Annotated in this window: 9 protein-coding genes and 1 pseudogene; 4 read left to right on the top strand and 6 right to left on the bottom strand. The window is 61.4% G+C overall.

Going from position 1 to position 12,585, the window contains the following annotated elements:
* Positions 1-877: pseudogene (locus Q7T64_RS05825) on the bottom strand (pyruvate dehydrogenase (acetyl-transferring), homodimeric type); the annotation flags it as partial.
* Positions 878-1,003: 126 nt separating this feature from the next.
* Here Q7T64_RS05825 and Q7T64_RS05820 point away from each other — a divergent pair.
* Positions 1,004-1,471: an Lrp/AsnC family transcriptional regulator gene (locus tag Q7T64_RS05820; RefSeq protein WP_304792679.1), complete on the top strand. Its 468-nt coding sequence runs from the start codon at positions 1,004-1,006 to the stop codon at positions 1,469-1,471.
* 87 nt (positions 1,472-1,558) lie between these two features.
* Here Q7T64_RS05820 and Q7T64_RS05815 read toward each other — a convergent pair whose 3' ends face one another.
* The 5 genes from Q7T64_RS05815 to Q7T64_RS05795 form a co-directional block, all read right to left on the bottom strand.
* The gene (locus Q7T64_RS05815) at positions 1,559-4,684 is read right to left on the bottom strand and encodes an efflux RND transporter permease subunit (protein WP_304792676.1); all 3,126 of its coding nucleotides are present in this window, start codon (positions 4,682-4,684) and stop codon (positions 1,559-1,561) included.
* Positions 4,674-5,825, bottom strand: a complete 1,152-nt coding sequence (locus Q7T64_RS05810) for an efflux RND transporter periplasmic adaptor subunit (RefSeq protein WP_304792673.1) — start codon at positions 5,823-5,825, stop codon at positions 4,674-4,676. The genes Q7T64_RS05815 and Q7T64_RS05810 overlap by 11 nt, the downstream gene beginning before the upstream one ends.
* Positions 5,822-7,093 carry a TolC family protein gene (locus tag Q7T64_RS05805; protein ID WP_304792670.1) on the bottom strand — a complete coding sequence of 424 codons (1,272 nt, stop codon included), beginning with the start codon at positions 7,091-7,093 and terminating at the stop codon, positions 5,822-5,824. The genes Q7T64_RS05810 and Q7T64_RS05805 overlap by 4 nt, the downstream gene beginning before the upstream one ends.
* A gap of 331 nt (positions 7,094-7,424) precedes the next feature.
* Complete coding sequence (locus Q7T64_RS05800) at positions 7,425-8,105, bottom strand: TetR/AcrR family transcriptional regulator (protein ID WP_304792668.1); 681 nt, start codon at positions 8,103-8,105, stop codon at positions 7,425-7,427.
* Between the two features lie 111 nt (positions 8,106-8,216).
* On the bottom strand, positions 8,217-8,744 hold the full coding sequence (locus Q7T64_RS05795; RefSeq protein WP_304792665.1) for a cupin domain-containing protein: 528 nt from the start codon (positions 8,742-8,744) through the stop codon (positions 8,217-8,219).
* 313 nt (positions 8,745-9,057) lie between these two features.
* Between Q7T64_RS05795 and Q7T64_RS05790 the strand changes: the two genes are divergently transcribed.
* The 3 genes from Q7T64_RS05790 to Q7T64_RS05780 all read left to right on the top strand — a co-directional run.
* Positions 9,058-11,418: a xanthine dehydrogenase family protein molybdopterin-binding subunit gene (locus Q7T64_RS05790; RefSeq protein WP_304792662.1), complete on the top strand. Its 2,361-nt coding sequence runs from the start codon at positions 9,058-9,060 to the stop codon at positions 11,416-11,418.
* The gene (locus Q7T64_RS05785; protein ID WP_304792659.1) at positions 11,415-12,260 is read left to right on the top strand and encodes a xanthine dehydrogenase family protein subunit M; all 846 of its coding nucleotides are present in this window, start codon (positions 11,415-11,417) and stop codon (positions 12,258-12,260) included. The genes Q7T64_RS05790 and Q7T64_RS05785 overlap by 4 nt, the downstream gene beginning before the upstream one ends.
* Positions 12,257-12,585: (2Fe-2S)-binding protein (locus Q7T64_RS05780; protein WP_304792656.1), on the top strand; the 329-nt coding region annotated here is incomplete at its 3' end. The genes Q7T64_RS05785 and Q7T64_RS05780, both read left to right, overlap by 4 nt.

Here is a 12,585-nt window from a genome sequence, read left to right as displayed (position 1 = left end):
CGATGATGCGGCCGGTGCCGCGCACCGGGCCGTCCAGCCGCTGCAAGTTGCAATTGACCACCCAGGTCAGGTTGTCGAGGCCTTCGCGCGCCGCCAGCGTCAGTGCCGACATGCTTTCCGGTTCGTCCATTTCGCCATCGCCGAATACGCCCCACACCCGGCGCTCGTTGGTGTCGAGCTGGCCGCGATGTTGCAGGTAGCGCATGAATCGCGCTTGGTAAATCGAGCTGATCGGTCCCAGCCCCATCGACCCGGTCGGGAATTGCCAGAAGTCCGGCATCAGCCACGGGTGCGGGTAGCTCGACAAGCCTTGCACGCCGCTGGCGCGGGCGCTGATTTCCTGCCGGTAGTGCAACAGGTCCTGTTCGCTCAGCCGCCCTTCGACAAAAGCACGGGCGTAGATGCCGGGCGCAGAATGCGGCTGGTAAAAAACGAGGTCGCCGCCAAACCCTTCCGTGCGGGCGCGGAAGAAATGGTTGAAGCCGACTTCGAACAAGTCGGCTGCGCTCGCATAACTGGCGATATGCCCACCGAGTTCGCCATGCGCCTGGTTGGCGCGCATCACCATCGCCAGCGCGTTCCAGCGAATGATCGATCCGAGCCGCTCCTCCAGTTCCAGGTCGCCCGGAAAAGCCGGCTGCCGGTCGGCTGCAATCGAGTTCACGTACGGCGTGCCGCGCACCGCTTGCCAGCCGACTGCCGGCGCGCTGGCGATCTCGGCTAAGGTATCCATGATGAAGCGCGCCCGCTGCGGCCCGGCCGCATCGATCAGCGACAGCAGGGCGTCGCGCCATTCGGCGGTCTCGGCCGGATCGGATTCAGCAAGCGGCCCGACAGGATTGGCTGGCAGTGCGAGGAAATCGGCGCGCTGGTTCATGACAGATTCCTGTTTGGTGTCGGAGAGATAATTTTATATTGCAGAAGGCAGAATATTTTGCTGAAATGCCTGTCATTGACAATAATTACAGAATTTTATGCCGCCAAATAAAGGAATCGAAACATGATGAGCCTGGACGGGATCGACCTGGCTATCCTGCGCGAATTGCAAAGCGACAGCAGCCTGTCCAACGTCGAACTGGCGCGCCGGGTCAACCTGTCGCCATCGCCCTGCCTGATGCGGGTAAAGGCATTGCAGACGTCCGGCCTGATCCAGCGCTACGTCGCGCTGCTCGACGCCAGGCAACTCGGCCTGCACCTGAACGTGTTCATCTCGATCAGTCTCAAGCAGCAAAACGAAAAGGCGCTGCAAGCGTTCGAAGCGCGCGTTTGCGCGCGCGAAGAAGTGATGGAGTGCTACCTGATGACGGGCGATGCCGATTACCTGATCCGCGTTGCGGTACCGGATATCGGCGCGCTGGAGCGCTTCATCCTTCAGCACCTGGCGTCGATTCCGCAGGTGGAGAAGATCCGCTCCAGTTTTGCATTGAAGCAGGTGCGCTACAAGACTGCCTTGCCATTGCGGTCGCAGTAGGCCCGCCGGATTGCGGGCGGCTGTGCGTCTGCACCGGCAGTGCAGCCAATGCCGGACTGATTCCTGTTGTCCCGGGGAATCGGCCGTTCAGGGCACGGACGCGGGAATGTCGCCGCTATCAGCAGCGCGCACCCGGCGCTTTTCAATAAAGTAGGGATAGGCCAGCGGCAGCAACATCATCGTAAACAGTGTCGCCGAAACGATGCCGCCGACGATCACGACCGCGAACGGTCGCTGCGTCTCGGACCCGATGCCGTGGGACAGGGCAGCCGGCAGCAAGCCCAGTCCGGCCATCAGCGCTGTCATCAGGATAGGGCGCAGGCGTGACACCGCGCCTTCTACCGCGCTGTTGAAATGCGAATCCATGGAGCGATCGTTTTCAATGATCTGCTCCAGCATGATCACCCCGTTCTGCACCGAAATGCCGGCCACGGCAATGAAGCCGACCGCCGCCGACACCGAGAAGTGCAGTCCGGCCAGCGCCAGGCCGACCACGCCGCCAATCAATGAAAAAGGAACGATCGCCAATACCAGTGTCGCCATCCGCATCGAGCGGAACGCCCAGAACAGCAAGGAAAAGATCAGCAGCAGCGTAATTGGCACAATCACGCCAAGGCGCTTGATTGCACGCTGCTGGTTCTCGAACTGACCGCCCCAGGTCATGCGGTAACCGGGCGGCAGCTTGACCTGGCTGGCGACCTTCTTCTGTGCCTCGGCCACAAAACTGCCCTGGTCGCGGCCGAGCAGATTGGCCTTGACCGACGCGTTGCGCCCGCCTGCCTCGCGGCTGATGCGCGCCGCGCCCTGGCGCACTTCGATGCGGCACAGGTCGCCCAGGCCAATGGTGCCGGCGTTATTGGGCAAGCTGACCTGGATGCGCCCGATATCATCGATCGAATCGCGATGATGTTCGTTCAGGCGCACCGTGATGTCATACCGGTGGTCGCCCTCGTACAGCGTATTCACCGGCACGCCGGCCAGCGCGCCCTGCAGTGCGAGGTTGACATCGGCAACGCTGATGCCCAGGCGCGCTATTTTTTCGCGGTCGATGGTGACGGCCAGTTCGGTCTGGCCGCCGATCTTGATGGCGCCGACATCGCTGGCGCCGCGGATGCCGTTCAGGATGGCCGCGATCTGCTCAGATTTTTCAGTCAGGATTTCAAGGTCCGGGCCAAAAATCTTGACGGCGATTTCGCCTTTCACGCCGGACAGCGATTCCTCCACATTGTCCTGGATCACTTGCGAAAAGTTGGTCGGCACGCCGGGGATGGTGCGGATTTTCTTCGACATGTCGGCCACCAGCTTGTCCTTGCCGGAGAAGCGCCAGGTGTCGCGCGGCTTTAACTCCGCCAGGAATTCGATATTGTTCGAGCCTTTCGGATCGGTACCGTCGTCCGGCCGCCCGACCTGGGCAATCACGCTCTTGACTTCCGGGTAGCTGAGGACGATGCCGCGTACCTGGCGCTCGATCTCCTTGGATGTCTGCAGCGAGCTGGAGGTCGGAAGATTGAGCGTAAGCCAGATGTTGCCTTCATCCAGCTTGGGCAGGAACTCGCTGCCAAGCAGCGGCGCCAGCGCCAGCGTGACAACCAGCACGCTGCCCGAACCCACCAGCAACAGAAAGCGGTGCAGGCCCGACCAATGCAGGAAGGCGCGGTAACGCCGTTGCAGCCACGCCATCCAGTGGATATGTTTTTCTTCCAGCGTGTGCCGCTCCATCGTCATCGCCAGCAAGGTCGGTATCAGCGTCATGGTCAGCAGGACCGCACCGAGCATGGCGAAGGTGATGGTCAGGGCCACCGGCGAGAATATTTTTCCTTCCACCCGCTGGAAGGTAAAGATCGGGATGAAGGCGACGATGATGATCGCCTTGGCAAACAGGATCGGGTGGCCCAGTTCGATGACCGTGTTCTTCAGCACGGTGATGCGCCAGGCGGCATTGATCTCGGCATGGCCGGGGTCGAAATTGCGCGCTGCCAGCCGCACCATCAATGCCTCCACCAGTACGACTGCACCGTCGATGATGATGCCGAAGTCGACCGTGCCCAGCGAGATCAGGTTGGCCGGTATGTTCAGCGCATGCAGCGCAATGAACGCGAACAGCAGGGAAAGCGGAATGACGGTCGCCACCACCAGCGCCGCGCGCCAGTTGCGCAGGAATATGACCAGCAGCGCAATTACCAGCGCCGCACCGACCAGCAGGTTTTCCGCCACGGTGTGGACCGTGTGGCTGATCAGTTGGGTGCGGTCGTAGATGGGCCGTATCTTGACGCCATTGGGCAGCTTGGCGTTGAGTTCTTCGACCCGCTGCTTGAGATCGCCGATCACTTGCGACGCATTGCCGCCCTTGGTCATTTGAACGATGCCCTGGACCACCGAGTCATTCTGGTTGTAGGCGACGATGCCCGAGCGAGGCCGCTCGCCGATCTTGACTTCGGCAATGTCTGAGACCAGCACCGTCTTGCCGGCCTTGGCCATGATGGCGATCCTGCCGATATCGTCGACGCCACGCAGGATGCCGATGCCGCGGATCACCAGCGCTTCCTCGCCGCGGTGCGCCAGGCCGCCACCGACGTTGGCGCTGTTGCTGCTCAGTGCCTGGCTGACCTGGTCCAGTGTCACGTTGTAGCGCCGCAGTGCATTCGGGTCCACCAGTACCTGGTATTCGCGCACAGTGCCGCCAAAGCTGACGACTTCAGCCACACCCGGCGTGATTTTCAGTGCCGGTCGTATGGTCCAATCCTGCAGCGAACGCAGGTCGCTCTGCGTCATGTGCGGCGGTGCTTCCAGGATATAGCGGTAAATTTCCCCGACCGCGGTCGACAAGGGCGCCAGCGATGGCTGGATGCCGGGCGGCAGGGCGACGGTCTGCAGCTTTTCGAGCACTTGCTGGCGGGCGAAATAGTCATCGGTGCCATCGGCGAAGGTCAGCGTCACCACCGACAGGCCCGTGATGGTCACCGAGCGCAATTGGGTCTGGCGCGGCACGCCGCTCATTTCGCGCTCGATCGGCAAGGTGATGATGCGCTCTACCTCTTCCGGCGCCTGGCCGGGGTATTGCGTGACGATCTGCACTTGCACGTCCTGCACGTCCGGAAACGCCTCGATCGACAGATGCGACAGTGCACGATAGCCGAATACGCACAGTGTGGCGGTCAGCAGCAGGACGAATACCCGCTGCGTCAGGACAAAGTCAATCAGCTTACTGAGCATTTGACGATGCCTCTGCATTCAGCAGCAAGGCGCCGCGCACCACCACTTTTTCGCCGTCCGCGATGCCGGAATCGACAAAGCTGACATCCGGGCCCTTGAGCACGATGTTGACACGCCGCCGTTCGAATTGGCCGGGCTGGGCTTCGACGAATGCATAGTTGTAAAGCCCTTCGGAAACCAGCGCGCTGTTGGCGACGCGAATTGCCTTCTTGCTGCCGTCGGCCAGGAAGGTGATGCGGGCGTACATTTCCGGGCGCAAGCGCATGTCCATGTTCTTGATCCGGCAACGTACCTGTACCCGCCGCGTTGTCGGGTCGAGTGCGATACCGATCTTTTCGACGATCGCCGGAAACTGGCTTTGGGGATAGGCATCCGTCTGCACGCTGACCATCTGGCCTGGCCGCAGGTCAGCGATATAGCGTTCCGGCACGTCGGCCACCAGCCACAGGCGGGAAATGTCGGTCACCACGAACAGCGGATTCTGCAGGTCCGGGCGGACTTCCATGCCGGGATTGACTTGCCGGTCGGCGACGATTCCGCTGATTGGCGCCTTCAGCACGAAGCGTCCATTTTCATGTCCGCTCGCATTCAGCAAGCGCATTTTCTGCGCGCTGCGGCGGCTTTCGGCGAGTGCCTGTTGATAATCGGCTTGCGCCGATTCGAAGTCTTTACGGGCAATCACTTCGCGCTCGATCAGGTTCTGTGCGCGCTCCAGTGCCAGCTTCTTGCGTTCGGTGTCGGCCCGGCTCTTTTGCCAGTCCGCTTCTGCGCTGGCCAGGTCCGCGGAATCGATCACGACCAAGGGGTCGCCGGCCTTGACCTGGTCACCGACCTCGCGCAGCAGACGCACGACGCGACCAGTCAATGGCGAACTGATGCGGGCGGTGACATTCTCGTCGTAGGCAATGTGGCCGTTTACCGGGTCGGCAACGGGTAACGCAAACGCCTGTACCGGCTCCACTTTCAATGACGACAGCTGCGGTGCGTCCTTTGCATAGCGGACCATGCGTGGTCCCGGCTGTGCAGTCGTCGCCGGCTGCTCAGGCAAAGGCACCGCCTGGAAATAGTTCACCAGCACCACCGTGCCGGCCGCGAGCGAGACGATCGCGCCACCGATTGCGAGCTTGATCTTGAGTTTCATTTGCCTGGGCTTTCCATGATGACCGCACGCCATGCGGCATCGGCTCTTGCGTAGTCAACGCGCGCTTGCAGCTCGTCGATTGCGACTGCGCGGTAAGTGCGTCGTGTATCCAATAGATCCGTGACGCTGATGGCGCCGTTGCGAAACGCAAACTCGGCGGCGTCGACAGCGCGCTGGGCGCTACGGCTCAATTGATCCTGGAACATGGCCAGCCGGGTACGCGCTGATTGCAGCTCATTCTGCGCGCGCTGCATTTCCGATTCAGCCTGGCGCTGTGCCTTGTGCACGAGCTCCTGCGCCGTGTCGACCTGGGCAATGGCGGCCCGGATCTCGCCTTCGAAATAATTGTTGGTAAACAGCGGGACCTGCATCGAGACGCCCACGGTATTGCTGCCGACATAGCTATTCATTGGGCTTGCCGGTGAACGGTCGTATTGAACGCCGACTGAGACATCCCTGGTGCGCGATGCCTGCGCCAGGCGCAGCGCCGATTGCGCAGCCAGCAAGCGGGCAGTGGCGGCGCGTACTGCCGGATTGTCGGCAAGCACGGCGCTGGTTTCCTGCGGCGCGACGGGCTGCAGCGGCGGCCAGGCATCTTCCGCGCGCAAGTCGGCAGGCGGTGTGCTGATACCCATCAGCAGCCGCAAGGCAAGCCGGCTGCGCTTGTGTTCCGCCTGCGCCTGGGTTTCATCATTGCTAGCCCGCAGCGCCTCGACGCGGATCCGGTCGACTTCGGAACCGGCGAGGTCACCGGCCGCCCGGCGCTTGCCGGCGGCATCGAGCGTGGCCTTGAACAAATTGGCGGTGTCGCGAGTAATCGCAAGCCGGTCCTGCGCTGCCAGCAAGTCGTAATAGGCAATCGTGACCAGCAGGCGCAACTGACGCAGGACTTCGATGCGTTCGGCGCGTGAGGCGTCAACCAGGTGGCTGGCATTTTCGGTGCGCCACTGCCGTTTGCCACCGCGTTCGATCAACTGCTCCACGCGCACGGTCGTATCGACCCGCTTGTCAGGCAATGCCCCGGAACCGATACCCTGCCGCGGGTTGACGTTGTATGCCTGCAGCGAAATCGACGGATTCGGCGAAACGTCAGCGGACAGGACGTTGGCTTGTGCGCTCGTGATCGCCAGCGCCGACACCGTCATGTCGGCATTGCGCTCAGCGGCAATTTCAAGGGCCCGGCCCAGGCTCAGGCGGGACAGGGACGGGTCGGCGGGGTCAGTGGCGAAAGACAATACCGGCCACAACAGCAAGAGCAGGGCGAGCAACCGGGGGCGCGGGTCGCAATGGGAAATTCGGAACAAGGAACGCTTCTTTTGAAAACCTGGCACGCGGCAGCGAGAGTGTCTCGCATGGTAAGTCCGGCGCAGAGCGCGGAGAATACGTGCCGCGGCTGACGGGTGTCTGACTGAAGGCTGACAATGGGCTGACGGTGATCGCGCAGGGAAGGGCGGGCTGGCGCATGACTCGCGAGTCCCCCTCTGGAAAGCGCGTTCCTCACGCGCATGCCCATCGCTTACCTGCGGAAAGTGCGTAGCTGCGGAAAATACCTACCGCCGCGCCAGCGGCGGCATCGTCGCCGCCGGCACATGATGCGAATCAGGCCTTCAGATAGCGAATGATCATGTCCGCCGAATGCTCAAGGCGGCGCTTGATCCTGGCCGGCGTCATCAACTTGGTGTCGAAAATCGCGCCCAGCGTATGTTGGTGGTCGAAGTAATAGGCCGGCAAGGCCGTAATGGACACGTACAGGTCGAGCACGTCGACACCGTCGCGGAATACGCCAAGCTCCACGCCGCGATCAAGCAGCGTATTGATCGTTTCCAGCAAGGGGTTGTACAAGTGCGGCACCAGCGCCGACTCGCGCACATGGCGACCGCCGAGCAGGTTTTCGGAACTCAGGAGGCTCAGGAATTCCGGGTGCTGCAGCCAGACCCGGCCAGTGAACAGGACCAGCTTGCGCATGCCCTCAACCGGATCCATGTTGCGTATGGTCAGGTCTTTCTGCCGCTTGCGGATGGTCTCGTATACGCGCTCGAGCACGGCGACGAACAGCTTGTCCTTGCTCTCGAAATAATAGTAGATGAGGTTTTTTTGCACCCCGGCGCGCAAGGCGATTTCATCGACGCGGGCGCCGTCGAAACCCTTGCCGGCAAACTCGTCGATCGCCGCCTTCAGGATCGTTTCCTGGGATTTCGACGACCCCGCCCGCCGACGCCGCACTTTCTTGTTCTGGCTTTCCTCGACTGGCGGCGTCGACTCGCCCGCCGGTTTATCCATGCTGTAGATCCAGCGACTGCATTGGCCTGCAGGGCAGTGCCGGCAGGGAGCGGGGCATCATGGGCGGGCGCGGTGTTTTCAATTGGCGTTAGCCGTCAACTCGGATGTTGACTAGGCTTTCAGATGGGCGTCGCGGTTCTTGTACAGGTTTTCGTCCGCGTATCCCATGGTTTCGGGACGGGATTTGCCCAGCATCACCTGGAAATACACCGGCTCCAGCGATTCGTTGATATAGCCGTGGATCACGCCAGGCGGGCAGGCGACACATTCCCAGGGGCCGAGCCTGACATCGGCACGCTGTCCGGATTCATCTTCCAGGAAGACGGTCAGGTAACCCTGCAGCACGAAAAACACTTCCTCGACTTCATGCGTGTGCGCGGCATTGCCCTGGCCCGGCTCGACGTACATGATGCTCAAGGTAAAGCCGCGCGGCGGGATGGCGGTGGTATCGCCGACTTTCCCTGAACCGCCAGCGCCGATGAAGCGATGCTGGGCGCGCTTGAAGCCTTCATGCTTGGCATCCTCGAACGCATTCCAGTCGGCCTTCTTGTCGCGGAACCTGCCAGTGAATTGTTTGGCAATCTGGTCCAGGGGTGCGTCGATAAGTTCAGCTGGCCGGGGGTGTCGTGCGATGCTCATGTCAGTCCTTTCTTGGTAACGAACGGGAGGTGGTCCATGAAATAAAGACTACCTTTATTTATCCATGTAGTCAAACAAATGAACATGACAGGCGCACCCGCGCCTGCTGCGCACAGAGATGGTCGCCAATCGGGAGCAAGGCCGACTTTCGGTCGGGGATTCGAGCCATTCTGGTGCTGGAGTGACGCTATTGGTGCACGCCCGCACGCTTGCCGGGCATCCCGGAATCGTTTCCGGTTTACACAGAATGGCCTTGACTAGTTTGACCTTTTGGTCAAATATTGCCGATGTTTGAATCCACAACGGAGTCGTCATGAGTGGTAAAGGAGTCGGCGCGAGATTGCGTCGGAAAGAGGACAAGCGTCATTTGCGCGGTCAAGGCCAGTTCGTATCGGATATTCGCGTTCCCGGAATCCTGGACGTGGCGTTCATCCGCAGCCCGGTTGCGCACGGAATTCTCAAAGGCATCGACGTGCCTGCCGAGTATGCCGGCAAAGTATTCCAGGCCAGTGACTTCCCGGATCTGAAGCCGGTCGTGGCCGTGCCGCAGATTGACGGATTCAAGTATTCCGAGTACCCCAGCCTGGCCCGCGAGCGCGTGCGCTTTGCCGGCGAGGCAATTGCCATGGCGATCGGCGCTTCGCGCTCCATCGCAGAAGACATTGCCGAAGAAGTCGGTCTCGATATCGAGGAATTGCCGGCAGTGGTCGACATGCTGGCCGCGACCACGCCCGGTACGCCACTGATCCGCGAGGAATGGGGCGACAACGTATTCGTCGAGAAGCTGGTCGAAGTGGGTGACCTGGAAAGCGCGCGCAAGAATGCCGCCGTGACGATCAACCGGATCTTCCGCATGAACCGCCAGGCCGGCGTGCCGATGGAAGGCCGTGCCATCCTCGCCATGTGGGACGAGCGCCTCGATGAACTGCTGGTCTATAACTCCAGCCAGTTTCCGCACCAGATCCGCGCCGGCATGGCGCAGTTCCTGGGCATTGAAGAGCGCAAGCTGCACCTGATCGCACCGGACGTAGGCGGCGGCTTTGGCGTCAAGAACATCCTGTATCCCGAAGAACTGATGGTGGTTGCGCTCGCGCTCAAGCTGAAAAAGCCGGTGCGCTGGATTGACGACCGCCGCGAACATCTGCTCAGTTCCATCCACTGCCGTGACCATCATCACAAGGTCACTGCGTATGCGGACGCCAAGGGCAAGATCCTCGGCATCGATGTGCAGGTGCATGTGGATGCCGGCGCCTATTCGCACTGGCCCAACAGTCCTTTCCTCGAGACCGGCATGGTGGCCAAGAATATTCCCGGCCCCTACAACATCCGCAATTATCGTTGCCAGAGCTATACGGTTGCGACCAACAAGTCGCCGATCGGTCCGTTCCGCGGCGTGGCGCGGCCGGCAGCCTGTTTCACGATCGAACGCACCATTGATGAAGTGGCGCGGGCAGTGGGACGCGAACCGCATATCGTGCGCATGGAAAACATGATTACGCCGAGCGAGATGCCGTACCGCACCGTGACCAACCTGCTGTACGACAACGGCAACTATGCGGAGTCGGTGCAGCGCACGGCGGACCTGATCAACTTTGACGAAATCCGCGAGCGCCAGAAAACCCGGCAGCCGGACGGGCGCTATATCGGCGTGGGTTTTGCGTCATTTACCGAGCAGACAGCGCATGGCTGCGGCGAGTGGGTCACGCGCGGCACGCCGGTGATTCCAGGCTTTGATTCCGCGACCGCACGCATGATGCCGGACGGCTCGCTGATCCTGATGGTGGGTATCCAGTCGCACGGCCAGGGCCTGGAAACGTCGCTGTCGCAAATCGCCCACCAGGAACTTGGCATCGATCCGCTGCGCGTGTCGGTACGTCATGGCGATACGCAGACTTCACCGTTTGGCATGGGCACTTTCGCTTCGCGCAGCATGGTGATGGCGGGCGGCGCGGTTGCCAAGGCTTGCCGCGGTCTGCGCGACAAGATGGAGACGATTGCCGCCTATGTGCTGAAATGCGAAAAGTCCGACCTGCGATTCGACGATTCGATGATTTACGGTCCGGCAGGTTCGCTGCAATTCCGCGACATCGGCCGCATTGCCCATTTGCGGCAAGACGGCTTGCCGCCCGGGGTCGATCCGATCCTGGACTACACCACCACTTACCAGCCGGCGATTGACACGGGCGTGTTCTGCTATGCGACCCAGGCTGCCGTGGTGGCTGTCGATCCGGACACCGGGAAGGTGGAGTTGCTCGACTATGCAGCCGTGGAAGATTGCGGCACGATGGTCAATCCGATGATCGTCGACGGCCAGATCGCCGGCGGCATCGTGCAGGGCATCGGCACCGCATTGTTCGAAGAGATTCCTTACGATGAAAACGGCCAGCCGCTGGCCACCACCTTTGCCGATTACCTGCTGCCGGGTTCGATGGAAATACCCCGGATCAAGATCGGCCACATGGTGACACCGACCCCGCATACCGAATACGGCATGAAGGGAATGGGGGAGGGCGGCGCAATTTCTCCGCCGGCCGCGATTGCCAATGCAATCCGTGACGCCTTGATGCATATTGGCGCAGAGATCAATGAAACGCCGATGACGCCAAAACGGGTGCGGGCGGCAATCACGACTGCGATGGCAAAAAAACTGAAGACGGAAGGGGCGCCTGAATGAAAGCGGCCAAAATAAAATACCTGCGTGCAGCCAGCATCGACGAAGCAATCCAGCAAACGCTGGACAACGACGGCCCGAAGTACATGGCTGGCGGACAATCGATGATGCCGATGATGAACCTGCGCCTGGCCATGCCCGGCACGGTGATCGAGATTTCCGATATTCCGGCGCTGCGCGAATCCAGGCACGTGGATGGCATGCTGTTTGTCGGCGCCTGCACCACGCATGCCAGCATCGAAGATGGCAAGCTGGAGGATGTCGCGCGCGGCTACCTGCAGCATGTCGCCGGCGGCATCGCCTATCGCGCTGTGCGCAACCGGGGAACCGTCGGCGGCAGCCTGGTCCATTCCGATCCGGCCGCGGACTGGCCAAGCGCCTTGCTGGCGCTGGGCGCGGTTGCCGTGCTGGTCAGTCCGGAAGGCCGCCGCAATGTGCCGTTGGCCGACTTCCAGACCGGACTGATGGAGACATGCCTGGGCGAGCGCGAGATCCTCGAAGGCGTGCTGCTGCCGGTACTGTCGGACAAGGCGCGCTGGGGCTATACCAAGTTCTGCCGCAAGAATGGCGAGTTCTCGCATTCGATCGGCGCTGTCGTCATCGACCCCGCCAATGGCCTGGCCAATGCCGTGGTCGGCGCAGCATCCGACCGGCCACGCTTGCTGGTTCGCGTGTCGGCGCTGCTGGCGTCGGGCTTGCCGGCTGCCGAGGTCGGCAAGCCGGCGTTCGAGGACGCCATCGCAAAAGACCTGGCCGACGTCACCGACCACGCACCGGACTCCTACGAATATCATCTTCATAAAACAATGGTCACTCGTGCCATCACTGAGGCGCTAAAAAAATGATCCCTATTTCACTGCAAGTAAACGATGAGAAGATCGAACGTGAAATCGACGATCGACAGACTCTGGCCGACTTCATCCGCGACACGCTGAACATGACTGGCACGCATCTCGCATGTGAGCATGGTGTGTGCGGCGCCTGCACCGTACTGGTGAACGACGAGCCGGTACGGTCCTGCATCACGCTGGCCGCATCGGTCAGCGGCAAGGAGGTGAAGACGATCGAAGCATTCAATGACGACCCCGATGTTGAGGTCATCCGCGAGTGTTTCTCGGAAAAGCACGGATTGCAATGCGGGTTTTGCACACCTGGCATGGTGCTCACCGT

Origin of the sequence: Lacisediminimonas sp. (genome assembly GCF_030645335.1) — a bacterium.
Lineage (GTDB): Bacteria > Pseudomonadota > Gammaproteobacteria > Burkholderiales > Burkholderiaceae_D > Lacisediminimonas.
This window is presented reverse-complemented; position numbering and strand designations above follow the sequence as displayed.